This is a genomic window from Paractinoplanes durhamensis (genome assembly GCF_016862175.1).
In the GTDB taxonomy this organism is placed as follows: Bacteria; Actinomycetota; Actinomycetes; order Mycobacteriales; family Micromonosporaceae; genus Actinoplanes; species Actinoplanes durhamensis.
The window spans coordinates 108,743-132,761 of sequence record NZ_BOML01000002.1 but is presented as its reverse complement, the minus strand read 5'-3'; the positions used below and the strand labels follow the sequence as shown (position 1 = coordinate 132,761).

Below are 24,019 nucleotides of genomic sequence, written 5' to 3'. Positions count from 1 at the left end.
GCAGATGGCCGGACGACGCGGCGCACGGTCCGGGCGCGGTTGGGATGCCCTTCCGCCCCCGGCCGCTCGCCGGTCAACCGATGATCGCCCGCCCGGTGAGCTCGACGGCGACGAAACGGAACGCGGCAACGTTCCCGCGCGCCGCCGCCGATCCTCGCCGGGCGGGAATCCCACCGCACCCGGCTCCCGCTGGGGCGCCGCTCCAGGCGCCGGTTCGCGCTCGCTGAGCGGTTCCGGGTCGCCCGATGGTTCGGGGTCGTCCGGCGGCTCGGGGGAGCAGAGCGAGTCCGAGCGGGCCCGTGAGATCTGCCTGCGGCAGCTGGCGCTGCGGCCGCGGACGCGAGCCGAGCTGGCAAAGGTGCTCGCCCGCAAGGAGATCTCCGAGGAAGCGATCGCCGAGGTCCTCGACCGCTATGACGAGGTCGGCATCATCGACGACGCGGCGTTCGCGCGGGCCTGGGTGGCCAGCCGGCACCACGGGCGTGGTCTGGCTCGGCGTGCGCTCGCCAACGAGCTGCGCCAGCGAGGGGTCGACGCCGAGGTGGCCGGCGAGGCACTCGACAGCATCGACGATGAGGGTGAGGCCGCGGCGGCGCGCGCCCTCGTGGACCGGAAGCTGCGCACCGCGACCGGTCCGCCCGACGCGGTCTTCCGCCGGCTGGTGGGCATGCTCGCCCGCAAGGGCTACCCGGCCGGCGTGGCCATCCGCGCGGTCAAGGACGCCTTGGCCGACCGGGACGCCGAGGCGGCCGAGTTCGCCGACCAGATAGACGCCGACGCCCTGGCCGACGAGACCGGCGAGCCGACCTGACGCTCACCGGCGAGCGCGGACGGGCCGCTGGCCGGGCCGGACGGATGTGGCGAGGTCGGCCGGGCCGGACGGGGGTGGCGAGGTCGGCCGGGCCGGACGGATGTGGCGAAGTCGGCGGGGCCGGACGGGGTGGAAGGGCAATGCCCAGGTCTCGGGCATGGTCGATGATCTTTGCTGGACATCGGCGTTGGCAACTGGCTGGTAATCTGCTGCGTCGTGACCGAGGACTCGCAGAACCGTGTGCGGGGCTCCGGTCCCTTCGACGAGGGTGCCGAGCCGACCAAGCAGATCGCCGTGCCGAAAGCGGGCGCTGCGCCGGCCGATGCGCAACCTTCCGACCCGGCGCAGCCGTCCGTCCCGGCGCCCGAAGAGCCATATCCGGCCTTTCCGCCGGACGTCTTCGCGTCCGGCAGTCCGCCGCCGAGCTCCAGCCCCGGCTCGGATCTCGCCGGCGGCGCGACTTTCTTCCGGCCCGACGCGACGCCACCCGCCGGGGCCCACCCGACGAGTGGTGTTCCCGCGAGCAACGCCGATCCGGCGAGCGCGGCCCCGGCCGACAGCGGCCCGGCGTCTGCCCCTCCGGCGAACGACGGCCTGACGAGCAGCAGCCCGGTGAGCAGCAGCCCGGTGAGCGGCGGCTCGCCCGTCGCGCCCACGAGCGCTGACCCCTACTACGGCTACTCGGGTGCCGACCCGGTGAGCGGCAGCCCCTATGCTGCCGCCCCCACGAGTGGCAGCGCCTACGCTGCCGCCCCCACGAGTGGCAGCGCCTACGGGCACGCGCCCTTCTACACCGGGACCACCGACCGGTGGAGTCCGGCCGGCCAGACCTCGGGCGCAAGCACCCCGCCGACCCCGGAGACGGACTCCTTCGGGCTCCCGCCGGCGGCGCTGACGGGCAGGCGGATCGAACCTTCCCCGCCCCCACCACGCAGCCGGCTGTTGACCGGCCTGCTGGCCGGCCTGGTCGCAGGCCTCCTCCTCTTCGGCACGACCGGGTGGTTCGCCGGCCGGGCGACAGCCCCCGAGCCCTCGAAGCCGACCACCACCCCGACCGCCGCGGCCCCGAAGAGCACCCTGGGCGTCTTCGAGCAGAGCCAGGCGGCGATCAACCAGCCCGACTTCGACGGCACCCCTTTGACCGGTTTAGCCCAGGGCTGGCTGCCCTACCTGTCGACCTGCGGGCGCAGCGGCAAGCCGGGCGGGCCGACCCTCGACGCGGGGGAGAAGACCAGGGTCCGCTGCACGCTGGACGGAATGTCCGCTCTGTTCGTCGAGTACAACTCGATCGCGGACCGGGACAAGGCGCGTGTCGTCACCCTCGGCCAGAACGTGGATGCCCGCACGCTGACCCCCGGTGTGGGGGAGCCGGGCGAGCGTCCGACCCCCTCGGGGCGGACAACGGGCAATTACGTTGAGTATTCGTTCGAGTTGACCGAGGACGGGGTCACTCGGACGGTGGCGGGGGTCTGGTGGGACGATGCGCAAACGCCCATTGCTGCCTATCTCCTGGCGTACTGGAAAGATGGGGTCGGGGAGCACTGGGAGCCGGTGCGCGATCTCTGGTCCCGGTACGCCTGAAATGCCCCCCGGTATCGTGAGCTGCGCGTAAGCAGGTCTGTGCCCTACGTCCCATCCGCAGCCGAATCATGGATCCTTGACCGAAGTGGCACTTGCGACCTAGCCTCGCGTTACACAAGGTGTGTTCGACCATCGCATGCAACACGCACAACATAGATCGCATTACATTACGGCATCACTTGTGACCGCCCTGGTCACTGATCCGGTAACCGATAACTTGAAGCCCGGACGGCGGCAGACCGCGCCGCCCCGGGTCAGACATACCCGGCGGTCGCGCCCGGCGTGTGCTCACCAGCACACGTCGCGGCCCGGCGCAGCCTGCGGTCAGCGCAGCGAGCCTTGGTCGGGCATCCCGCAGACAGCCTGCGCGCGCACAACGCGCCGGGCGGCGAAGGGAGACGCGGCGAGATGACCGCCCTGGACTGGGTGCTCGTGGTGGCGATCGTCGTCCTCGGCGCCCTGGTGGTAGCCGGCCTGGTGCTCGGCGCTCGGGCGCTGCGCCAGATGCAGAGCGACCGCGTCGATGCCCAGCAGCGCGAGGATCAGGCGGTCGGTGCCGCCCAGGCGAAGGTCGCGGACGCGAACGCCAAGGCCGCTTCGGTACGCGCCGAGGTCGCCGCCGCCAAGGCCGAGGCCACCTCGGCCCGGGCCGAGGCCCGCCGGGTCCTGGAGGACGCGCACAGCGAGGCCGACGTCATCCTCGAGCGCGCCCACCGCCAGGCCGAGGCCGACGCCGAGCAGGTCCGTTCGGCGGCCCGCCGCTCCGGCGAGCGGGAGGTGGCCCTGGTGAACGCGACCGCTAAGGAACAGGCCGCCGAGGTGGAGCGCCGCGCGGCCCGGATAGACGAGCGGGAGCGGCTGCACGCCGACGAGGTGGAGCGACTGGTCGAGCGGGAGCGCCGGCTGGCCACCCAGGATGTCGATCTCGGCGTCCGGGAAAACGCTCTCACGGCCAAGGAGGCGGAACTCGCCAAGGTCGAGGAGCAGAAGCGCCGCGAGCTGGAGCGGATCGCCAGCCTGACCGCCGAGGCCGCCCGCACCGAGTTGGTGTCGGACATCGAGGCCCAGGCCAAGCGGGAAGCCGCGATCCTGGTGCGGGACATCGAGAGTGAGGCCAAGAACACCGCCGACACCCGGGCCCGCCGCATCGTCGTCGACGCGATCCAGCGCATCGCCAGCGAGCAGACCTCGGAGAGCGTGGTCAGCGTGCTGCATCTGCCGAGCGACGAGATGAAGGGCCGGATCATCGGCCGCGAGGGCCGCAACATCCGGGCGTTCGAGTCGGTCACCGGGGTCAACCTGATCATCGACGACACCCCGGAGGCGGTGCTGCTGTCCTGCTTCGATCCGGTGCGCCGGGAGGTCGGCCGGGTGACCCTGGAGAAGCTGGTGCTGGACGGCCGCATCCACCCGCACCGCATCGAGGAGGTCTTCGAGAGCGCCAAGAGCGAGGTGGACCGGCTCTGCGACCGGGCCGCCGAGGAGGCGCTGGTCGACGTCGGCATCACCGACATCCACCCGGAGCTGGCAAGATTGCTGGGCCGGTTGCGCTACCGCACGAGCTACGGGCAGAACGTTCTGAAACACCTGGTCGAGACCGCGCACATCGCCGGGATCATGGCGGCCGAGCTGGGCCTGGACGTGCCGTCGATGAAGCGGGCCGCGTTCCTGCACGACATCGGCAAGGCGCTCACCCACGAGGTGGAGGGCAGCCACGCGCTGATCGGCGCCGACCTGGCCCGCAAGTACGGTGAGTCGGAGGATGTGGTCCACGCGATCGAGGCGCACCACAACGAGGTGCCGCCGCAGACCATCGAGGCGGTCCTGACGCAGGCTGCCGACGCATGCTCGGGCGGTCGCCCGGGGGCCCGGCGGGAGAGCCTGGAGGCGTACGTCAAGCGTCTCGAGCGGATCGAGGAGATCGCCGCCGGCAAGGTCGGGGTGGAGAAGGTCTTCGCGATGCAGGCCGGCCGCGAGATCCGGGTGATGGTGCGTCCCGAGGACATCGACGACATCGGTGCCGCCGTGCTGGCCCGCGACGTCGCGAAGCAGATCGAGGAAGAACTCACCTACCCGGGCCAGATCCGCGTGACGGTGGTCCGCGAGTCCCGCGTGACGGAACTGGCCCGGTAAAGCCTTACGGTTCGGCGGTAGCGGCGAGAGCGGTGGCCGGTCGGGCGGCGCGTGGCGCCTTGCCGCTGCGCCGGGTGCGGCGGGAGAGCCAGCCGGCCACGGCGGTCAGTGTCGCGTTGACCGCGATGTAGATGGCGGCGGCCACCATGGCGGCCTGGATGACGTTGCCGAAGTTGGCGGCGACGTTGTTGACGCCCAGCTGCAGCAGCTCCGAGTAGCTGATGATGTAGCCGAGCGCGGTGTCCTTGACCAGCACCACCAGCTGGCTGACGATCACCGGCAGCATGGCGCGGGCGGCCTGCGGGATGAGGATCTGCCCCATCACCTGGCCCTTGCGCATGCCGATCGCGTACGCCGCCTCGCTCTGCCCGCTCGGCACCGCGTGCACGCCGGCCCGGAAGGCCTCGGCCAGCACCGACCCGTTGTAGAGGGTCAGCGCGAAGACCACCGCCCAGAGGGGGGACATCGGCTTCTGGGTGACGAACGGGATGCCGAAGAAGATGAAGAACATCATCAGCAGCAGGGGTACGGCCCGGAAGAACTCGACGACGATGCCGGCCGGGATGCGCAGCCACCAGTGGTCGGAGAGCCGCCCGACGGCGAAGAGAATGCCGAAGGCCAGCGACAGCACCATCGCGATGGCGGCGGCCTGAAGGGTGCCCTGCAGGCCGGGCAGGATGTAATCGGTCCAGGTGCTGCTCTGGGTGAACGGCTTCCAGAGGCTGCCGGCCCACTGGCCCTTCTCGTCGAACCGGTGGTAGATCCAGTAGAGCAACCCGACCAGTGCCAGCCCGAAGACGACGGTGAGGATCCGGTTGCGGATGCGGGCGCGCGGGCCCGGGTGGTCGTACAGCACGGCGTCCGTACTCATCGCTTCACCGCCAGTCGGTTGGCCAGCCAGCCGAAGCCGTAGCCGGTGGGGATGAGGACGACCGCGAACGTGCCGGCGAAGACGAAGAAGATCGTGAAGACCGCGTTGCCGTTCGAGTTGATCAGCTCTTTCATGGCGTTCGACGACTCCATGAGGCCGATCGTCCCGACGATCGTGGCGTTCTTGCAGAGCGCGATCAGGATGCTGCCCAGCGGCGCGACCACGGCCCGGCCGGCCTGCGGGAGCACGATCAGCGACAGGGTCTGCCGGAACGTCATGCCGATCGCCCGGGCCGCCTCGGCCTGGCCGGCCGGCACCGTGTTGATGCCGGAGCGGATCGCCTCACAGACGAACGCGGCCGTGTAGATCGACAGGCCGAGCACGCCGAGCCAGTAGTTGTTGAGCTCGAGATCGTCGGAGAGCGTGACGCCGAGCGTGGAGTACAGGCCGAAGTAGCAGAAGAAGATGATCAGGGTGAGCGGGGTGTTCCGGAAGATGTTCACCCAGGCGGTGCCGAAGCCGCGCAGCACCGGCACCGGGGAGACCCGCATGGCCGCCAGCAGGACGCCGAGCACCACCGCGCAGACGGTGGCGGACGCGGTCAGCTTCAGGATCCAGAGGAACCCGGTGACGTACACGTCGAGGTTGTACGAATCGGAAAAGACGTCCATCGTCACCTTCAGCGAAAGGCGGGCCGGTAAAGGAGACGGCGGGGCCGGTTTCCCGGCCCCGCCGACCTGTTCAGAGGATCAGGAGCAGTTGGTCAGCTTGGAGGTGTCCAGCTCGGGCGCGGCCTTGCCGCTCTTGCCCAGGGTGTCGTCCCAGGCCTTCTTGTACGATCCGTCGGCCGCGGCGGCCTTCAGGATGTCGTTGATCTTGTTGCAGCCCGCGGAGTCTTCCTTCTTGACGCCGATGCCGTACGGCTCGGTGCTGAACGGCTTGCCGACGACCTTGAACTTGCCCGCGTACTGCTCCTGGGAGGCGTAACCGGCCAGGATGATGTCATCGGTGGTGACCGCGTCGACCGTTCCGCCGGCCAACGCCGTCACGCACTTGGAGTACGAGTCGAACTGCTGCAGCTGGGCGTCCTTGTAGTCGGTCTGGATCCGCTTGGCCGGGGTGGAACCGCTAACCGAGCAGACCTTCTTGCCGGCCAGCTGGTCGGGGCCGGTGATCGTCGACGCGGTCGGGACCAGCAGGTCCTGCCCGGCGATGTAGTACGGGCCGCCGAAGTTGACCTTCTGCTTGCGTTCGTCGTTGATCGTGTAGGTGGCCACCACGATGTCGACCTGGCCCTGCTGGATGTACGGCTCGCGGTTCGCCGAGACCGTCGTCTTCCAGGTGATGCCGCTCTCGTCGACGCCGAGACCCTTGGCGATGATCTTGCCGATCTCGATGTCGAAACCGGTGTAGGTGCTACCGGTCTGCAGGCCGAGGCCGGGCTGGTCGGCCTTGACGCCGATGGTCAGCTTCTTGTCGCTGGAGGCCTTGCCGACGATGCCCGAGCCGCTGCTTCCGCTGCCGCTGTCGGTGCCGGAGTCGTCCCCGCCGCAGGCAGCCACCGCAAGCGCCATGGTCATTGCGCCGAACGCCGCTGCCAATCGGGTGATGCGCATGATTACGCTCCTCGAAATCGTTGCTTCCGCTTTGGACGAACTGTGGTCCGTGATGTCAATGCGTAAGGATTTTGGAGAGGAAGTCCTTCGCCCGATCGCTTTTCGGATTAGCGAAGAACTCCGCAGGCGCGGCCTGCTCGACAAGCTGGCCGTCGGCCATGAAGACCACCCGGTTGGCGGCGTGGCGGGCGAAACCCATCTCGTGGGTGACGACCACCATGGTCATCCCTTCCCGGGCGAGTGACGTCATGACGTCGAGCACCTCGCCGACCATCTCGGGGTCGAGGGCGCTCGTCGGTTCGTCGAAGAGCAGCGCCTTGGGCTGCATGGCGAGGGCCCGGGCGATCGCCACCCGCTGCTGCTGACCACCGGAAAGCTGGGCCGGATATTTCTCCGCCTGGTTGCCGATGCCGACCCGGTCGAGCAGCGACATGGCCCGCTCGCGAACTTCGACGGACTTCTCCTTACGCACCTTGATCGGCCCCAGCATGACGTTCTGCAGGATCGTCTTGTGCGCGAAGAGATTGAAGGACTGGAACACCATGCCGACCTCGCTGCGCAGGCGGGCCAGGGCTTTGCCCTCGGCCGGCAGCGGCTTGCCGTCGAACGTGATGGTGCCCGAGTTGATCGGCTCGAGGCGGTTGATCGAGCGGCACAGCGTGGACTTGCCGGACCCGGACGGTCCGATCACGACGACGACCTCGCCACGGGCGACCGAGAGGCTGACGTCGTTGAGCACATGCAGCGGACCAAACCATTTGTTGACATTCTCGAGGACGATGAGAGCCTCGTCGGACACTGTTGAACCACCGTCCGTTCGTCGCGGATCACCCGGATGGGCACACTCTAATTGGACCCCTGTATCGGTTCACACCGAGAATGGTCACGGAGCGGTAACTTAACTGATGGAAGGCCCGGGGATTGTCCACCATGTTCGGTATGGCTGACGGGGATCCGACACCCGGCCTGTGGAACTGGGCGATCGGAAAACGAATTGACGAGGATCGCGTACGTGGCGCGATCGCCGGAACGCTGGAACGATCGGTGGTCCCGCTGGGCGCCGACGGGATGATCATGTGTGACGTCTATGCGGTCGGTGGCGACTTTCCGACACTCGCCGATGTCTACCTGGCGCCCGCCGAGGTCGCCGAGACGACGGCCGCGAGCGCCGTCGCGGTCCGGCTGGATGCCGCGGTCCTGCTGCCCGACGAGGGCCTCGACCCCACCCGGTACGTCCTGGCCGAGCCGGACGGCACGCTGCGCCCGGTGCACGTCGACGAGATCGAGACGGACGACGGGCCGGAGCGGCGTGGGCTGCGGCCATGCACCGGCGACGATTGTGACCGGACGCCGGACAGGCCCGCGGCCGCGTAAGCAGTACCCTGGTCAATTGCCATGACTACCGAAATCCAAGGCACCCAGCGTACGTACGACGTGCGCACCTACGGCTGCCAGATGAACGTGCACGACAGCGAGCGCATCTCCGGGCTGATGGAGGATGCGGGCTACGTGCGCGCCGCGAACCCCGACGCGGCCGACGTCGTGGTCTTCAATACCTGCGCGGTTCGGGAAAATGCCGACAACCGCCTCTACGGCAACCTGGGCCACCTGCGCCCCACCAAGCTCAAGCACCCCGGCATGCAGATCGCCGTGGGCGGCTGCCTGGCGCAGAAGGACCGCGGCGACATCGTCAAGAAGGCGCCCTGGGTCGACGTCGTCTTCGGCACCCACAACATCGGCTCGCTGCCGGCGCTGCTCGAACGGGCCCGGCACAACGAGGAGGCCGAGGTCGAGATCCTCGAGTCGCTCGAGGTGTTCCCGTCGACCCTGCCGACCAAGCGTGAGTCGACCTACGCCGGCTGGGTGTCGATCTCGGTGGGCTGCAACAACACCTGCACCTTCTGCATCGTGCCGTCGCTGCGCGGCAAGGAGAAGGACCGTCGCCCCGGCGAGATCCTGGCCGAGGTCGAGGCCCTGACCAAGGAGGGTGTCCTCGAGGTCACCCTGCTCGGGCAGAACGTCAATTCCTACGGCGCCGAGTTCGGCGACCGGCTCGCCTTCGGCAAGCTGCTGCGCGCCACCGGCGAGGTCGAGGGCCTGGAGCGGGTCCGCTTCACCAGCCCGCACCCGAAGGACTTCACCGACGACGTGATCGCCGCGATGGCCGAGACGCCGAACGTCTGCCACTCGCTGCACATGCCGCTGCAGTCCGGCTCCGACCGGATGCTCAAGGCCATGCGCCGCAGCTACCGCCAGGAGAAATACCTGGGCATCATCGAGAAGGTCCGGGCCGCGATGCCGGACGCCGCGATCACCACCGACATCATCGTCGGCTTCCCCGGCGAGACCGAGGAGGACTTCGAGCAGACCCTCGAGGTGGTCCGCCGGGCCCGGTTCTCCAGTGCTTTCACTTTTCAATATTCGAAGCGTCCCGGCACCCCGGCCGCGACGATGGAGGAGCAGGTGCCGAAGGCGGTCGTCCAGGACCGCTACAACCGGCTCATCGCCCTCCTCGAAGAGATCACCTGGGCGGAGAACAAAAAGCTGGTCGGCACGAAGGTCGAGGTGCTGGTCGCGGTCGGCGAGGGCCGCAAGGACGAGCGCACCGGCCGGATGAGCGGCCGGGCCCGCGACGGGCGGCTGGTCCACTTCGCCACCGGCGATCTCGCGCCCCGCCCGGGCGACATCGTCGAGACGGTGATCACCTACGCGGCGCCGCACCACCTCAACGCCGACGGCGAGCCGTTGTCGTACCGGCGGACCCGGGCCGGCGACGCGTTCGAGGCCGGCCGCACCCCGAAGCTCAAGGGCGTCTCGCTGGGCCTGCCCACGATCGGTGTCCCGGCCCCGCTGCCGGCGACCACCGGCGGCTGTGCCCTGTGAGACGGGCCCTGTGAGACGGGCCCTGTGAGACGGGCCCTGTGAGACGGGCCCTGTGAGACGGGCCCTGTGAGATAAGCCCGGCGACACCACTGACGACCTGCTGACCCGCGCCGAACTGGCGATGTACCAGGCCAAGCGGTCGAAGCGGGTCGCCGCGTAAGTCTCAGTTCGGGTGCAGGGCGGCCGATTGGCCGGCCCGTGCCTCTCCTGCGCGGCTACGCCGCCCTCACCGGTGCCATCGTGGCGACCTACCTGGTGTGGCCCTACGACCTGCGGGGCTGGCCGTTCCTGTTGGTGACCCTCAGCGTCCTGCCGCCCCTGGTGGCGGCGCTGCGCCGAGCGCCGCGAGGTGCCCGGCAGGCCTGGTGGGCGCTGCTGGCCGGAATGGTCTCCTACACCGTCGGCAATCTGATCTGGCTGTGGCTGGTCACCTGGGGCGGCCGGACCAGCGGTGACGGCAGCTTCGCGGACGTGTTCATGACCCTCGGCGGGGTGGGCACGCTGGCCGCGGCGCTGGTGGTGATCGTGCAGCGCGGCCGGGGCGACACCGGCGGCATCATCGACTCGGTGATCACCGCGGTGGCGCTCTCCGGCCTGCTCTGGGACACCGTCATGCTGCCCGCGATGACCGCCCACGACATTCCGGCAAGCCAGCAGATCGGCACGTTCCTGAACGTGTTCATGATGGCCGGGTCGCTAGGCGCGATGATCCGGATCACCGCGGTCGCCGACCGCCGGCTGGCGCCGGTCCGCCTGCTCACCCTGGGCATCGCGATCAGCCTGGTGGGCAGCGTCTCCGGCGCGATCGCGCTGGACCCGAACGGCCTGCGCGCCGACTGGACCAACATGGTCTACCTGGCCGCCTACGCCGCGCTGGGCTGCGCCGCGCTGCATCCGGCGGTGTCCGAGGTGACCACCCGCGGCCCGAAGCCGGTCGACGACCTGAGCACCGGCCGGCTGACCTTCCTCGGCTTCATGCTGGCCCTCGCTCCGCTGGTCGGCGGCGGCCGGGCGATCATCGGTCTGCCCACCGACGGCGTGCTGATCGCGCTCTCCTCGGCTGGCCTGATCCCGCTGGTCATGGTGCGGATCGCCCGGCTGTCGGCGGCCCGCCGCCAGGCCGAGCAGGCGCTGCACCGGCTGGCCACCTCGGACCCGTTGACCGGCCTGCCGAACCGGGCGGCCTGCGTCGACCGCATCGATCAGGAGCTGCGCACCGGCGACCTCGATCTGGCGGTGCTCTTCTGCGACCTGGACGGCTTCAAGCCGGTCAACGATCGGCTCGGGCACGCGGCCGGCGACGACCTGCTGATCGCGGTGGCCGAGCACCTGCGGGCCGGGCTGCGCGGGAGCGACCTGGTGAGCCGGTTCGGCGGCGACGAGTTCGTGGTCATCTGCCGCGGCCCGGGTGCGGTCGAGGCGATGTCCGAGCGCATCCGCGCCCTGGCCGCCCGCGAGCTGGTGGCGGCGGGCGAGCAGGTCCGGATCGGGGTCAGCGTGGGTGTCGCGCACGCCCTGCCCGGGGACAGCACCGACGACCTGCTGACCCGCGCCGACCTGGCCATGTACCGGGCCAAGAAGTCCAAGACGATCGGCGCCCTCAGCCTGGTGACGGCATAGCCACCCGGCCCCCGGCCTTCGAAACCCCAAGATCAATTGATGGGTACGCCGTGGCCGAGCCGGCCGCCGCCGCGGGAATGGGCGTTGGACCGATGGCCGGCATGGGCCAATGATCGACGGATGGAGTTCAGCTACGCCGCCGTCGAAGCGGCCCGCGAGGTCGTCCGTCGCTACCTGCCGCCCACCCCGATGTGGTCCTACCCGGTGCTGGACCGGCGGGCCGGCGCGACGGTCCTGGTCAAGCACGAGAACACCCAGCCGGTCGGTGCGTTCAAGGTGCGCGGCGGTCTCACCCTGCTGGCGTCGCTGCCCGATCCGCAGCGCGGCACGGTCACCTATTCGACCGGCAACCACGCCCAGTCGATGGCCTACGCGAGCCGCGTCTTCGGCGCACCCTGCACGGTCGTGATGCCGGCGGCCGCCAACCCGGGCAAGGTCGCCGCGATCGAGGCGTGGGGCGCGGAGGTGGTGCTGACCGGCGACGATCTGGCCGCCGCCGAGGCGCACGCGGTGAAGCTGGCCGAGCAGACCGGCGCCCGCCTGGTCAGCCCGGGCGACACCCCGGAGTTGCTGGCCGGTGTCGGCACCGTCTACCAGGAGATCCTGGAGGCCCGGCCGGATCTGGACGCGATCGTGGTGCCGATCGGCAGCGGCTCCGGCGCGGCGGCCGCCACCGTGGTGGCGGCCGTGCTGGCGCCCGGGTGCGCAGTCATCGGCGTCCAGTCGGCGGCGTCCCCGGCCGCGCATGACGCATGGCGCGAAAAAACCCTGGTGACCCGCCCCAATCGCACCCGCGTCGAGGGCTTGGCGACCGGCCGGGCGTTCGCCCTGCCGCAGCACCACCTGCGGGATCTCGCCGACTTCCGGCTGGTGACCGACGACCAGATCGCCGCGGCGCAGCGGGTGCTGGCCCGTGACGCGCACACCCTGGCCGAGGGTGCGGGCGCGGCCGCTCTCGCGGCCGTCCTGACCGACCCGGACCGCTTCGCGGGCCGCACCATCGCGGTCGTGTGCACCGGCGGCAACGCGTCACCGGCCGAGCTGGCCGACTTGGCCACCTGAAGCTGGGGTCAGCCGGCCGCTTCGGCGAGGGCGAGGAACTGCTTCTTGGAGGACAGCGCCTGCTCGGCCTCCTTGATGCGGCGGTTGTCGCCGGCCGCCTGGGCCCGGGCGAGACGCTGCTCGGCCTCGGCGACCTGCTCGCGCATCTGCTGCAGCAGCGGGTTGTCCTGCGGGGTGGTCTTGCGCCACGCCGAGTCCATCGCGACCCGGATCCGCTCCTCGGCGGCCCGCCAGCGACGGTCCAGCGAGGCCGAGGCCTCGCGCGGCACCCGGCCGGCGTCGTGCCATGCGGCCTGGGCGTCGCGCAGCTTGTTCTGCGCGGCGCGCGGGTCGGCGTCGACGTCGACGGCCTCGATCTCGGTGAGGATGGCCTGCTTCTTGTCGAGGTTGCCCTTGTACTCCGCGTCGCGGGCGGAGAAGACCTCGCTGCGGCGGGTGAAGAAGGCGTCCTGCGCGGCCCGGAATCGCTCCCAGAGGCGCTGCTCGGCCTCCTTGGCGGCGCGCGGCGCGGCCTTCCACTCGGTCATGAGCTCCTTGAGCCGGTTGGCGGCGGTCGACCACTCGGTCGACTCGGCCAGGCCCTCGGCCTCCTTGACCAGGTCCTCCTTCGCGCCCTGAGCCTGCTTGCGCTGGCCGTCGAGGGTGGCGAAGTGGGCGCCGCGGCGGCGGGTGAAGCCGTCCCGGGCGGCGGCGAAACGCTTCCACAGCTCGCCGTCGGTCTTCTTGTCGACGCCGCGGATCGTCTTCCACTCGTCGAGGATTTCCTTGAGGCGGTCGCCCGCCGTCTTCCAGCCGGTGGCGTCGGCGGCGATCGCCTCCGCCTCCTCGACCAGGGTGGTCTTGCGGGCCAGGGCCTCGGTGCGGGCGACCTCGCGGGCGGCCCGCGCCTCGCCGGCCTTCTCGTCGGCGACGCCGGCCAGGCGCTCGAGCCGGGCGGTGAGCCCGTCGATGTCGCCCACCACGTGCGCCTCGGCCAGCTCGGTGCGCAGGCGTTTCACGCTGGCGAGTGAATGTGACGCGTCGGCCGCGCCGGACTTGAGGCGGGCTTCGACCAGGTCGACCTCGGTGACCAGGTCGGCGAAGCGCCGGGCGAAGTGGGCCAGGCCCTCCTCGGGCGTGCCCGCCTGCCAGGAGCCGACCACGCGGTCGCCCTCCGCGGTCTTCACGTACACGGTGCCGTCGGCATCCACGCGCCCGAAGGCCGTCCAGTCGTTCATAACCCGTCCTCAGTCTCCCGGTGTCCGCCCCCGGTGAATTGGGGGCAACCGCCGCCATAGCGCAGTTGAACGCCAAAGCTTCTCATCGGCATTCTTTCTCGCGCATTGTCACAGGTCCAACCCGGTTGTGGGGAAGCGCCCGCCGATGACCGTGGCCAAACCTTGTCCTACCGTTGCTCCGTGCCGTCAAGAGTGGTTCCGCGCGTGATCACCGTCGTGGGACCGACCGCCGCGGGAAAATCCGCCCTGAGCATTGCTCTCGCCCACGCGCTGGGTGGTGAGGTGGTGAACGCCGACTCGATGCAGCTCTATCGGGGGATGGACCTGGGCACGGCCAAATTGACCGTGGCCGAGCGGGACGGCGTGCCGCACCATCTGCTCGACATCTGGGACGTGACGGTGCCGGCCGCGGTCGCCGAGTATCAGGCGCTGGCCCGCCGGGCGATCGACGACATCCTGGCCCGCGGCCGGGTTCCGCTGCTGGTCGGCGGCTCGGGGCTGTATGTGCGGGCGGTCCTGGAGGAGTTCGAGTTCCCCGGCACCGACCCGGCGATCCGGTCCCGGCTGGAGGAGGAGCTCGCGCTGGCCGGCCCGCAGCCGCTGTTCGAGCGGCTCCGGGAGTGGGATCCGCCGGCCGCGGAGAAGATCCTTCCCTCGAACGGGCGGCGGATCGTCCGGGCCCTCGAGGTGATCGAGCTGACCGGCCGGCCGTTCACCGCCAGCCTGCCGCAGCCCACCCCGCACTACGAGTCGCTGCAGATCGGCGTCGACCGGGAGACCGGCGAGCTGGACGAGCGGATCGCCCTGCGGGTGGACCTGATGTGGGCGGCCGGCCTGCTCGACGAGGTGCGCGCGTTGATTCCGCTGGGGCTGCGGGACGGGCGGACCGCGTCCAAGGCGCTCGGCTACCAGCAGGCGCTCGCCCAGCTCGACGGCGAGGTGCCGGCCGAGCAGGCGAAGGCGGACACGGTCCAGGGCACCCGGCGGTTCGTGCGCCGGCAGCGGTCCTGGTTCAAGCGCGACCCGGCGATCCACTGGCTGGACGGGGCCGCGGACAACCTCGTGGCGGACGCGCTGGCGCTTGCGCGATGATTGCCCCGTGCTGTTTACCAAGGGCCACGGAACCGGCAACGACTTCGTCATCATCGCCGACCCGGACGGCGCTCGCACGCTGACCCCGGCGCAGGTCGCCGCGCTGTGCGACCGGCGGTTCGGGATCGGCGGCGACGGCGTGCTGCGGGTGGTGCGCGCCGCCAAGGATCCGGACGCTGCGGCCTGGGCCGCCGACGCCGAGTGGTTCATGGATTACCGCAACGCCGACGGGACGATCGCCGAGATGTGCGGCAACGGCGTCCGGGTCTTCACCCGCTACCTGGTCACCCGCGGTCTCGCCGAGCCCGGCCCGGCGGGCCTGCCGATCGCGACGCGATCCGGTGTGGTGGTCGCGGTCCTCGAGGGCGACTCCATCCGGGTGCACATGCGAAGCCCTCGGGTGTACGCGGCCGGCACCGCGACGGTCGGCGCCCTGACGTTCCCGGGCATGGCCGTCGACTGCGGCAACCCGCACCTGGTCTGCGTCCTGCACGACGGCGTCGAACTGCCGTCGCTGGATCTCACCGTCGAGCCCGGCTTCGACCGCGGCCTGTTCACCGCCGGGGTGAACGTCGAGTTCGTGGTGCCCGGCCCGCCGGTCGACGGCGCCGACCTGCACGTGGCGATGCGCGTCCACGAGCGCGGCTCCGGCGAGACGCTGTCCTGCGGCTCGGGCGCGCTCGCGGTCGGCGCGGTGGCGCTGCGCGAGGCCGGCCTGGACACCGGGGTGGTCGCCGTCGACCTGCCCGGCGGCCGGTTGACCGTGACCCACGACGCCGAGGACCGCTGGTGGCTGGCCGGCCCGGCGGTGCTGGTCGCCGACGGCGAGACCCTCGCCTGATGCACCGGGTGGCCCACCGCGGCTATTCGGCCGTGGCGCCGGAGAACACGCTGCCCGCGTTCGCGGCGGCGGTCCGGGCCGGCGCGACCCACGTCGAGTTCGACGTGCGCACCACCGCCGACGGGGTGCCGGTGGTCATCCACGACCGCACCCTCGACCGCACGACGTCCGGCACCGGGCACGTCTGGGACGCGGCCGCTGCCGACGTTCGCGCGCTCGACGCCGGCGCCTGGTTCTCGCCGGCCTACACCGGAGTGCGGGTGCCGACCCTGGCCGAGACGCTCGACCTGCTCGCCGAGCCCGGCCCGGCGCTCCTGCTGGAGATCAAGCCGCCGGCCACCCTCGACCAGGTCAAGGCGATCGTCGAGCTGGTCGCCGAGCGCGGTCTGCCGGCCCGCACGCTCGTGCAGAGCTTCGACCCGGAGGTGGTCGGCCTCGTCCGGTCGGCCGCCCCGGACGTCCGCCGCGGCCTGCTCCGGATGAGTTTCCCGGCCGACGCCGTCGAGCTGGCCCGCGAGCTGGGCGTGGTCTGCTGCAACCCGCCGGTCGCCGACGTGCTGGCCGCCCCGGAGCGGGTCGCCGAGCTGGCCGCTCACGGCATCGAGGTGATGCCGTGGACCGCCAACGACATCGCCCAGTGGCCCGCCCTGGCCGCCGCCGGAGCCGCCGGCCTGATCACCGACCGCTTGGGCGAGCTGACCGGCTGGGCCGCAGGCCCAGCCTGACCACCGGGGCCGGGCCGGAAGCCGGGGACGGCCTCAGCCCACCGCCTGGGCCGTCCCTGGATGCGGTTCTCGTTGGTCAAACCCCGTATTCATAGGGTTTGTGGGTTAAAAGGTTTCTTCTGGGGCTTCGTCCAATTCCGCACTCGGGATGGCGGCGGCGTTGTGCGGCGCGTGACCGCCGCGGACGACCGCTCGGATCGCCGCCGCCACCGCCGGCGTGACCTTCGGGTCGAAGACGCTCGGCACGATGACCGTCGGGTTGAGCTTGTCGTCGCCCACCACGTCGGCGATCGCCCGGGCCGCGGCCAGCGCCATCTCCTCGGTGAACTCCTCGGCGGCCGCGTCGAGCATGCCGCGGAAGACGCCGGGGAAGGCCAGCACGTTGTTGATCTGGTTGGGCTGGTCGGAACGACCGGTCGCCACCACCGCCGCGTGCTGACGGGCCTCCCGCGGGTCGACCTCGGGGTCGGGGTTGGCCAGCGCGAAGACGATCGACTTGTCGGCCATCTTCGCGATGTCGGCGCCGGTCAGCAGGTTGGGCGCGCTGACCCCGATGAAGACGTCGGCGCCCACGATCGCGCCGGCCAGATCGCCGGAGAAGTTGTCCTTGTTGGTGTTGTCGGCCAGCCACTGCCAGGTGGGCGTCAGGTCGGGCATGCCGCGGTAGAGGGCGCCCTTGCGGTCGGAGGCGATGATGTCGCCGACGCCCTGGCGCAGCAGCAGCTTCATGATCGCGGTGCCGGCCGCGCCGGACCCGGAGACCACCACCCGCACGTCCTCCAGCCGCTTGCCGACCACCCGCAGCGCGTTGGTCAGCGCGGCCAGCACGCAGATCGCGGTGCCGTGCTGGTCGTCGTGGAAGACCGGGATGTCCAGCTGCTCGCGCAGCCGCGCCTCGATCTCGAAGCAGCGCGGCGCCGCGATGTCCTCCAGGTTGATGCCGCCGTAGGCCGGCGCGATCGCCTTCACGATCCGCACGATCTCGTCGGTGTCCTGGGTGTCGAGCACCACCGGCCAGGCGTCGACCCCGCCGAAGCGCTTGAACAGGGCGGCCTTGCCCTCCATCACCGGCATGGCCGCGGCCGGGCCGATGTTGCCGAGGCCGAGCACGGCCGAGCCGTCGCTGACCACGGCCACCGTGTTGCGCTTGATGGTCAGGCGGCGGGCGTCGGCCGGGTTCTCGGCGATCGCCATGCAGACCCGCGCCACGCCCGGGGTGTACGCCCGGGACAGCTCGTCGCGGTTGCGCAGCGCGACCTTCGAGTTCACCTCGATCTTGCCGCCCAGGTGGAGCAGGAAGGTACGGTCCGACACTTTCCGGACATCCACCCCATCCTGCTCCTCCAGCTGCTTCACCACCTGGTCGGCGTGGCTGGAGTCGGCGGTGTCGCAGGTCAGGTCGACCAGCACCCGGGTGGGATCGGAGTCGACGACGTCCAGGGCCGTCACGATCGCGCCGGCCTCGCCGACGCAGGTGGTGAGCCGTCCGATGGACGAGGCGTCCGCGGTTACGGCGATGCGAATCGTGATCGAGAAACCTGCGCTGGGCAGGCGGGTGGTCACCACGGTGTGTCCTCCGACGTCGGCAAGTGCTTCATCGCATTCTTGCGCGTCCGGAATAGTGGTTTCCAATCCGGTGGTTACTACTGGTCCGAACACCGTCAGTCAACGGCTGGCCCGCTTATGTAGATGCGCCCGCTGCGGCGACGTGCCACGATCGGGCGGAGGAGGTCACTTTTGCGAGACATCTACCAGGCACCCGTCCTTGACGAGCTCGACCCGACCACGGGCGATCTCGAGCTTGAGGAGCGCCATTCGCTGCGCCGGGTCGCCGGCCTGTCCACCGAGCTCACCGATGTCACCGAGGTCGAGTACAGGCAGCTCCGCCTCGAGCGGGTCGTGCTGGTCGGCGTCTGGACCGAGGGCAGCGTCGAGGACGCCGACAATTCACTGACCGAGCTCGCCGCGCTGGCCGAGACGGCCGGTTCGCAGGTGCTCGAAGGCCTGATCCAGCGGCGAAGCCGGCCCGACGCGGCCACCTTCATCGGCCGGGGCAAGGTCGACGAGCTGCGGGACGTGGTTCTGTCCACCGGCGCCGACACGGTCATCTGCGACGGCGAGCTGTCCCCGTCCCAGCTCCGCAAGCTGGAGTCACAGGTCAAGGTCAAGGTCGTCGACCGGACCGCGCTGATCCTCGACATCTTCGCCCAGCACGCGAAGAGCAAAGAGGGCAAGGCGCAGGTCGAGCTGGCCCAGCTGCAATACCTTCTGCCGCGACTGCGCGGCTGGGGTGAGTCGCTGTCCCGGCAGGGCGGTGGCGCCGGCGGTTCCGGAGGCGGCGGCGTCGGCACGCGTGGTCCCGGTGAGACCAAGCTCGAGACCGACCGGCGCCGGATCAACACCCGCATCTCGCGCCTCAAGCGCGAGATCAAGGGCATGCGGACCGTACGCCAGACCAAGCGGTCCCGCCGCCAGGCGAGTGGCGTCCCCGCCGTGGCGATCGCCGGCTACACCAACGCCGGCAAGTCCAGCCTGCTCAACCGGCTGACCCAGGCCGGGGTGCTGGTGGAAAATGCCCTGTTCGCCACGCTCGACCCGACCACCCGGCGCACCGCGGCCGAGGACGGGCGGGTGTTCACCCTGTCCGACACCGTGGGGTTCGTCCGGCATCTGCCGCACCAGATCGTCGAGGCGTTCCGCTCGACGCTGGAGGAGGTGGCCGAATCCGATCTGGTCGTGCACGTGGTCGACGGCGCGCATCCCGACCCCGAGGGTCAGGTCAGCGCCGTCCGCGAGGTGCTCGGCGAGGTCGGTGCCGACCGGATCCCCGAGCTGCTGGTCATCAACAAGATGGACGCCGCCGACGAGGAGACCGTTCTCCGGCTCAAGCGCACCTGGCCGGACGCGATCTTCGTGTCGGCGCGCAGCGGGGCCGGCATCGCCGAGTTGCACGTGGCGATCGCCGAGCGGTTGCCACGCCCGGCGGTGGACCTGCGGGTCCTCCTTCCGTATGACCGGGGTGACCTGGTCGCCCGGATTCATCGGACCGGTCAGGTACTCAACACCCGCTATACGGATGAGGGCACCGAGCTACAGATCCGGGTCAGCGAGCACCTCGCTGCCGAGCTGGAGTCGTTCCGCAACTGAGAGTGGATACCCCTGACCTGGGTTGATCCACGCGTAACACCGGTACGGGACGCCGCATGCGACACTGATCGGATGCGGCGTCTCGTGTTTCCGGCTGTTGCAGCCATTGGGCTGGTGATGGTCGGTCCGTCCAGTGCGTTTGCGGATGATCCCGATCCCACGGTCAGCGTGAAGGCGACCGCGGGAAAGTCGGTCTGCAAGATCACCGACCCGAGGCTGGACGAGCTGTCCGGCATGGTGGCCACCAGCACCGGCTTCATCGTGATCAACGACAGCACGAACATTGCGACCCATCAGAAGATCTTCTTCCTCGACACCAAGTGCAAGGTCGTCGATGAGCAGTCGTACAGCGGCAAGGGCCCGCGCGACCCGGAAGACCTGATCCTCTCGTCGGACAAGAAGACGCTGTGGATCGCCGACATCGGCGACAACGACTACGACAAGGACAGCCGGCGCCCCAGTCTCACGCTGTGGACGATGCCGGTCGACGGGTCGAAGAAGCCGGCGATCCACCGGGTGTCCTATCCCGACGGTGACAATCACGACGCCGAGGCGCTGCTGCTGACCGGCGACAACATCCCGCTGATCATCACCAAGGAGATCGGTAAGGCGGCCTCGATCTACCAGCCGTCGGCGGCGCTGAAGACCAACAACGAGGTCGGCGTCCCGCTGAAGAAGGTCGGCGAGCTCAAGGTCAACGCGACCGAGACCGCGGCCAACCCGTACGGCCGGATCGGTAACAAGACCATCGACGGCGGTGCGATCTCGCCGGACGGCTCGAAGGTCGTGCTCCGCACCTACACCGACGCCCTGGAGTGGGACGTCACCGGCGGCGACGTGCTTTCCGCGCTGCTGAAGGGCAAGCCGCGCACCACCGGCCTGCCGAACGAGACGCTCGGCGAGGCGATCACCTACAGCGCCGACGGCAGCCTCTTCTACACCGTCTCCGACATGAGCGGTGACACCGAGGCGGCCAACAGCATCCTGAAATACACGCCGGCCACCACGGTGGCGACGATCAAGAAGGCGTCGAGCGGTGGCGCCGGCGGGTCCGGCAACGCCTGGTATTCGGACCTGACCATCGACCAGATCACGTACGCGGTCGGCGGCATCGGCGTGCTCGGCCTGATCCTGGTCGCGGTCGGCATCTTCGGCATCCGCGGGCACCGCAAGCGGGTGGCTTCGCAGCCCGCCTGGGCCGGCGACGATTCGCCGGAGCCCGGCGACCCCGAGACCGAGTTGATCGGCGTCGGCGGCGTCCCGCAACGTAACGGCGTCTACGGCGGTGCCCGCTCCGGCCCGGCCCCGCCCGGCTACGGCCCCGGCGGCGGAAACCCCAACCGCAGCGGCCCGGTCTACGGCGCCGGCGGCGGCGGTGGCGGCCAGCAGTACGGCCGCCCGCCGCAGGGTGGCCAGCCGCCGCGTGGCCCGCAGCAACAGCCCGGCCAGCCGCCGCGTGGCCCGCAGCAGCAGCCCGGCCAGCCGGCCCGGGGCCCGCAGCAGCAGCCCGGCCGCGGTGGCCCGGTCTACGGCGGCGGCGGTGGTGGTGGTCAGCAGTACGGCCAGCCGCCGCGCGGCCCGCAGCAGGGCCAGCGCCCGCAGCGTCCGGCCGGTCCGCCCGGCCAGGGCGGCGGTGGCGGCCAGGCTCAGGGGCCACGCCCACCGCAGGGTCAGGGGCCGCGCCCGGCCCAGGGCCCGCCGCGCGCACCGGGCGGCTACGGCCAGCCCGGCGGCGGCCAGGGCCGTCCGCCCCAGCGCGGCGACGGCTACGCCGACCGCAACGGCCGCCCCGAGGGCCGCTTCGACAACCCCGGCTACCGCCGCTGACCAACCGAGCCACCGAACAACAGACGAGAGGCCGGCCCCGACGGGCCGGCCTTTCGTCGTCTACCCATCCACAAACGTGCGCGCGGCAGCCTGGGGCCTTTGGCTGCCGACAGCCCGTGGTCCGCGGACCACGAACCGCGGATCTTGATTATTTTGCGTCCGGAAAGTGCGCGAAGTCGACAAGATCGCTATGGAGCAGAGCTGGGGCGGCGGCGGGGGCCTCGCGGTGAGCAGAGCTGGGGCGGCGGCCGGGGCCTCGACGAAGGTCTTTGCGGAAGCGCTCGCCGCCCGATGGCCGTAGGCCATCGGGCGGTTGGGGTGAGCGTTACCAGCGGGGCCGGGCCGGTGGCCGGGGACGGCCTTTAGTGCCGGCTGGCGTTGCCGCTGACTTGGGGACTCGTGCTATGTCGTACTTTTCGGATCTGGGGTTTGGTCAGACGCGGCGCAGGACCGCAACCACCCGGCCCATGATCGTCGCGTCGTCGCCCGGGATCGGGTCGAAAGCCGGGTTGGCGGGCATCAGCCAGACGTGGCCGTCGCGCTGGCGGTAGCTCTTGACCGTGGCCTCGCCGTCGATCATCGCGGCGACGATGTCGCCGGCGTTCGCGTTGGGCTGCTGGCGGACCACCACCCAGTCGCCGTTGCAGATGGCCGCGTCGATCATCGAGTCGCCCTTGACCTCGAGCATGAAGACGTCGCCCTCGCCGACCAGCTCGCGCGGCAGCGGGAAGAACTCCTCGACCGCCTGCTCGGCCAGGATCGGACCGCCGGCCGCGATCCGGCCGAGCAGCGGCACGTAGGCGGGCTGCGGGCGGGCGTGGCGCAGGGCCTCGTCGTCGACCATCTCGCTGGGGGCGCGCACGTCGACGGCTCGGGGGCGGTTGGGATCGCGGCGCAGGAAGCCCTTCTGTTCGAGGGCTTTCAGCTGGTAGGCGACGCTGGACGGGGAAACCAGGCCGACCGCCTCGCCGATCTCGCGGACGCTCGGCGGGTAACCGTACTGCTCGCCCCAGCTGCGGATGAACTCCAGGATGCGCCGCTGCCGGGCGGTGAGGTCGGCGGTCACCAGGTCGGGGAAGTGGCTGACCACGGGTGTGACGGCGCGCAGCTGAGGTGCTCCGTCACCGCGCGCCCGCGTCGGTGAGCGGCGTTGGGAGATCTGTTGTTGCCGGCTGGTCCGGTCGTCGGTCGACACGTCCGCCCTTCCTGTCGGCCAGTGCCTGTCGGCACGTGGTGCGCTCGCGGTGCCGGGTCTCGCCGTGGGGATGGCGTTTGTCCGGCTGACCCCTCTTGACGGGAAAACATAATCGCGGGGTGCGACATATTCAAACATCTGTACGACTTTCTTCCGGCGTGTCGCTCGGAAGTGCTCGACTTCCGTACGCGTGTTCTGATAGACCGTCGTACGGGCGTTCGATCGAACGGGTGTCCTACCGGGGTCTTCGGAGGGGGTCGGCATGGTGGCGCACGACATTCGGCAGGTCGAGCCGCCGCTGCGGCTGACGCGGCGCGGGCGGGCCGTGGTGCTGGTTCTCCTGGTGCTGGTCGCCTCGCTGGCGAGCGCCGTGTTGTTCACCACCGCGTCGCGGGCGGACGATCAGCCGGCCTCCGCGCCACCGACGATCACCGTCGAGCAGGGCGACACGCTGTGGGACATCGCGACCCGCGTGCGCCCCCGCTGGGACGGCCGGGATGCGGTCGCCGAGATCCGCCGGATCAACCACCTGGACGACTCGACCTTGACCCCCGGCCAGACGTTGATCTTGCCGCGAACGTGATTTAGTGGCCGTCCAAATGTGACGAAGGGCCGCCGTCCGTAGTCGCCGGTACACCGCACGTGTTGAGGCGGAAAATACGGCGCGTCGGCACGCTCTTAGCTTGCGCCCGCGTCCGCATGGGCCTAGCGTCTACCCCAACATATAGTAGTTACAAGGGTGTAAGTCATCCACTGGTTGGGGTTTCTCTCCCCCGGTTATCCACAGGCTGTTGACGGCGGCGCACAGTTAGCGACGTCGTTTTTGGCGTGCCCGGAGCACCATTGGGGGAGAGTTCCGGAAGGAGATCGCGGTGCGCTGCCCGTACTGTCGCCATGCCGATTCGCGCGTGGTCGACTCGCGTGAGGCCGACGACGGAGCTCTGATCCGTCGGCGTCGCTCGTGCCCGGAGTGCGGCAAGCGGTTCACCACGGTCGAGGAGGCAGTTCTCGCCGTCGTGAAGCGCAGCGGCGTGACCGAGCCCTTCAGCCGGACGAAGATCATGAGCGGGGTCCGCAAGGCCTGCCAGGGCCGGCCCGTGGACGAGGACTCGATCGCACTGCTCGCGCAGAAGGTCGAGGAGACGATCCGGGCCAAGGGTGCGGCAGAGATCCCCAGCCATGAGGTGGGTCTCGCGATCCTCGTCCCGCTCCGGGAGCTCGACCAGGTGGCTTATCTCCGATTCGCCAGCGTCTACAAGGCCTTCGACTCGCTCGACGAGTTCGAGAAGGAAATTGTCGCGCTGCGCGAGGCGACGGTTCAGCGCGAGGCGGCGGCGGCCGTCTCGGCGGGCCAGGCGCCCAAGATCAAGTAAAGACGAGCAGTTTCGACGAGGGGGA

Annotated in this window: 21 protein-coding genes; 14 read left to right on the top strand and 7 right to left on the bottom strand. The window is 70.4% G+C overall.

Features of this window, described 5'->3' with window-relative positions; genetic code table 11:
• The first annotated feature begins 4 nt into the window (after positions 1–4).
• From Adu01nite_RS00715 to rny, 3 genes are all read left to right on the top strand, one after another.
• Positions 5–811 (top strand): regulatory protein RecX, encoded by an 807-nt coding sequence (locus Adu01nite_RS00715; RefSeq protein ID WP_239132022.1) that lies wholly within the window; start codon positions 5–7, stop codon positions 809–811.
• A 216-nt stretch (positions 812–1,027) separates the two neighbouring features.
• Positions 1,028–2,392 (top strand): hypothetical protein, encoded by a 1,365-nt coding sequence (locus Adu01nite_RS00710; RefSeq protein ID WP_203724212.1) that lies wholly within the window; start codon positions 1,028–1,030, stop codon positions 2,390–2,392.
• 408 nt (positions 2,393–2,800) lie between these two features.
• On the top strand, positions 2,801–4,525 hold the full coding sequence (gene rny, locus Adu01nite_RS00705) for a ribonuclease Y (RefSeq protein ID WP_203724211.1): 1,725 nt from the start codon (positions 2,801–2,803) through the stop codon (positions 4,523–4,525).
• A gap of 4 nt (positions 4,526–4,529) precedes the next feature.
• Here rny and Adu01nite_RS00700 read toward each other — a convergent pair whose 3' ends face one another.
• The 4 genes from Adu01nite_RS00700 to Adu01nite_RS00685 all read right to left on the bottom strand — a co-directional run bounded on the left by Adu01nite_RS00700 (position 4,530) and on the right by Adu01nite_RS00685 (position 7,811).
• Positions 4,530–5,396 (bottom strand): amino acid ABC transporter permease, encoded by an 867-nt coding sequence (locus Adu01nite_RS00700; RefSeq protein WP_203724210.1) that lies wholly within the window; start codon positions 5,394–5,396, stop codon positions 4,530–4,532.
• Positions 5,393–6,067: an amino acid ABC transporter permease gene (locus Adu01nite_RS00695; RefSeq protein ID WP_203724209.1), complete on the bottom strand. Its 675-nt coding sequence runs from the start codon at positions 6,065–6,067 to the stop codon at positions 5,393–5,395. The genes Adu01nite_RS00700 and Adu01nite_RS00695 overlap by 4 nt, the downstream gene beginning before the upstream one ends.
• 78 nt (positions 6,068–6,145) lie before the next feature.
• Complete coding sequence (locus Adu01nite_RS00690; RefSeq protein ID WP_203724208.1) at positions 6,146–7,012, bottom strand: glutamate ABC transporter substrate-binding protein; 867 nt, start codon at positions 7,010–7,012, stop codon at positions 6,146–6,148.
• A 55-nt stretch (positions 7,013–7,067) separates the two neighbouring features.
• On the bottom strand, positions 7,068–7,811 hold the full coding sequence (locus tag Adu01nite_RS00685) for an amino acid ABC transporter ATP-binding protein (protein WP_203724207.1): 744 nt from the start codon (positions 7,809–7,811) through the stop codon (positions 7,068–7,070).
• A gap of 140 nt (positions 7,812–7,951) precedes the next feature.
• Here Adu01nite_RS00685 and Adu01nite_RS00680 point away from each other — a divergent pair, with 140 nt between their 5' ends.
• From Adu01nite_RS00680 to Adu01nite_RS00665, 4 genes are all read left to right on the top strand, one after another.
• A complete protein-coding gene (locus Adu01nite_RS00680) occupies positions 7,952–8,386 on the top strand; it encodes a hypothetical protein (protein WP_239132021.1) in 435 nt (144 codons plus the stop codon).
• Between the two features lie 21 nt (positions 8,387–8,407).
• Positions 8,408–9,895: a tRNA (N6-isopentenyl adenosine(37)-C2)-methylthiotransferase MiaB gene (gene miaB, locus Adu01nite_RS00675; protein WP_203724205.1), complete on the top strand. Its 1,488-nt coding sequence runs from the start codon at positions 8,408–8,410 to the stop codon at positions 9,893–9,895.
• A 198-nt stretch (positions 9,896–10,093) separates the two neighbouring features.
• On the top strand, positions 10,094–11,515 hold the full coding sequence (locus Adu01nite_RS00670) for a GGDEF domain-containing protein (RefSeq protein ID WP_203724204.1): 1,422 nt from the start codon (positions 10,094–10,096) through the stop codon (positions 11,513–11,515).
• A gap of 120 nt (positions 11,516–11,635) precedes the next feature.
• Complete coding sequence (locus Adu01nite_RS00665; protein WP_203724203.1) at positions 11,636–12,577, top strand: threonine ammonia-lyase; 942 nt, start codon at positions 11,636–11,638, stop codon at positions 12,575–12,577.
• A gap of 8 nt (positions 12,578–12,585) precedes the next feature.
• On the opposite strand, the gene Adu01nite_RS00660 is transcribed toward Adu01nite_RS00665, so the two are convergent.
• The gene (locus tag Adu01nite_RS00660; protein WP_203724202.1) at positions 12,586–13,794 is read right to left on the bottom strand and encodes a DUF349 domain-containing protein; all 1,209 of its coding nucleotides are present in this window, start codon (positions 13,792–13,794) and stop codon (positions 12,586–12,588) included.
• Positions 13,795–13,998: 204 nt separating this feature from the next.
• Here Adu01nite_RS00660 and miaA point away from each other — a divergent pair, with 204 nt between their 5' ends.
• From miaA to Adu01nite_RS00645, 3 genes are read left to right on the top strand one after another with little or no spacing between them, the layout of a single operon-like run.
• Positions 13,999–14,886 carry a tRNA (adenosine(37)-N6)-dimethylallyltransferase MiaA gene (gene miaA / locus Adu01nite_RS00655; RefSeq protein ID WP_239132020.1) on the top strand — a complete coding sequence of 296 codons (888 nt, stop codon included), beginning with the start codon at positions 13,999–14,001 and terminating at the stop codon, positions 14,884–14,886.
• Between the two features lie 7 nt (positions 14,887–14,893).
• Positions 14,894–15,727: a diaminopimelate epimerase gene (gene dapF / locus Adu01nite_RS00650; protein ID WP_203724200.1), complete on the top strand. Its 834-nt coding sequence runs from the start codon at positions 14,894–14,896 to the stop codon at positions 15,725–15,727.
• Positions 15,727–16,452, top strand: coding sequence for a glycerophosphodiester phosphodiesterase (locus Adu01nite_RS00645; protein ID WP_203724199.1), 726 nt, complete (start codon positions 15,727–15,729; stop codon positions 16,450–16,452). The genes dapF and Adu01nite_RS00645 overlap by 1 nt, the downstream gene beginning before the upstream one ends.
• A 105-nt stretch (positions 16,453–16,557) precedes the next feature.
• On the opposite strand, the gene Adu01nite_RS00640 is transcribed toward Adu01nite_RS00645, so the two are convergent.
• On the bottom strand, positions 16,558–18,018 hold the full coding sequence (locus tag Adu01nite_RS00640; RefSeq protein WP_203724198.1) for an NAD-dependent malic enzyme: 1,461 nt from the start codon (positions 18,016–18,018) through the stop codon (positions 16,558–16,560).
• A 171-nt stretch (positions 18,019–18,189) separates the two neighbouring features.
• Here Adu01nite_RS00640 and hflX point away from each other — a divergent pair, with 171 nt between their 5' ends.
• Together hflX and Adu01nite_RS00630 are read left to right on the top strand one after the other, a co-directional pair.
• Positions 18,190–19,599 carry a GTPase HflX gene (gene hflX, locus Adu01nite_RS00635; protein WP_203724197.1) on the top strand — a complete coding sequence of 470 codons (1,410 nt, stop codon included), beginning with the start codon at positions 18,190–18,192 and terminating at the stop codon, positions 19,597–19,599.
• 168 nt (positions 19,600–19,767) lie between these two features.
• Positions 19,768–21,426 (top strand): hypothetical protein, encoded by a 1,659-nt coding sequence (locus Adu01nite_RS00630; protein ID WP_239132042.1) that lies wholly within the window; start codon positions 19,768–19,770, stop codon positions 21,424–21,426.
• A gap of 433 nt (positions 21,427–21,859) precedes the next feature.
• On the opposite strand, the gene lexA is transcribed toward Adu01nite_RS00630, so the two are convergent.
• Positions 21,860–22,621 (bottom strand): transcriptional repressor LexA, encoded by a 762-nt coding sequence (gene lexA, locus Adu01nite_RS00625; protein WP_203724195.1) that lies wholly within the window; start codon positions 22,619–22,621, stop codon positions 21,860–21,862.
• Between the two features lie 262 nt (positions 22,622–22,883).
• Here lexA and Adu01nite_RS00620 point away from each other — a divergent pair, with 262 nt between their 5' ends.
• Both Adu01nite_RS00620 and nrdR read left to right on the top strand, forming a co-directional pair.
• Positions 22,884–23,204 (top strand): LysM peptidoglycan-binding domain-containing protein, encoded by a 321-nt coding sequence (locus Adu01nite_RS00620; RefSeq protein WP_239132019.1) that lies wholly within the window; start codon positions 22,884–22,886, stop codon positions 23,202–23,204.
• Positions 23,205–23,493: 289 nt separating this feature from the next.
• Positions 23,494–23,994 carry a transcriptional regulator NrdR gene (gene nrdR / locus Adu01nite_RS00615; RefSeq protein ID WP_203724194.1) on the top strand — a complete coding sequence of 167 codons (501 nt, stop codon included), beginning with the start codon at positions 23,494–23,496 and terminating at the stop codon, positions 23,992–23,994.
• The last annotated feature ends 25 nt before the right edge of the window (positions 23,995–24,019 follow it).

Excerpts from the sequence above, each read along its gene's own strand:
- Adu01nite_RS00695 (WP_203724209.1), bottom strand. The coding sequence starts at position 6,067 with ATGGACGTCTTTTCCGATTCGTACAACCTCGACGTGTACGTCACCGGG.
- Adu01nite_RS00715 (WP_239132022.1), top strand. The coding sequence starts at position 5 with ATGGCCGGACGACGCGGCGCACGGTCCGGGCGCGGTTGGGATGCCCTT.
- Adu01nite_RS00645 (WP_203724199.1), top strand. The coding sequence starts at position 15,727 with ATGCACCGGGTGGCCCACCGCGGCTATTCGGCCGTGGCGCCGGAGAAC.
- Adu01nite_RS00680 (WP_239132021.1), top strand. The coding sequence starts at position 7,952 with ATGGCTGACGGGGATCCGACACCCGGCCTGTGGAACTGGGCGATCGGA.
- Adu01nite_RS00660 (WP_203724202.1), bottom strand. The coding sequence starts at position 13,794 with ATGAACGACTGGACGGCCTTCGGGCGCGTGGATGCCGACGGCACCGTG.
- Adu01nite_RS00620 (WP_239132019.1), top strand. The coding sequence starts at position 22,884 with ATGGTGGCGCACGACATTCGGCAGGTCGAGCCGCCGCTGCGGCTGACG.
- rny (WP_203724211.1), top strand. The coding sequence starts at position 2,801 with ATGACCGCCCTGGACTGGGTGCTCGTGGTGGCGATCGTCGTCCTCGGC.
- Adu01nite_RS00700 (WP_203724210.1), bottom strand. The coding sequence starts at position 5,396 with ATGAGTACGGACGCCGTGCTGTACGACCACCCGGGCCCGCGCGCCCGC.
- miaB (WP_203724205.1), top strand. The coding sequence starts at position 8,408 with ATGACTACCGAAATCCAAGGCACCCAGCGTACGTACGACGTGCGCACC.
- Adu01nite_RS00690 (WP_203724208.1), bottom strand. The coding sequence starts at position 7,012 with ATGCGCATCACCCGATTGGCAGCGGCGTTCGGCGCAATGACCATGGCG.
- Adu01nite_RS00665 (WP_203724203.1), top strand. The coding sequence starts at position 11,636 with ATGGAGTTCAGCTACGCCGCCGTCGAAGCGGCCCGCGAGGTCGTCCGT.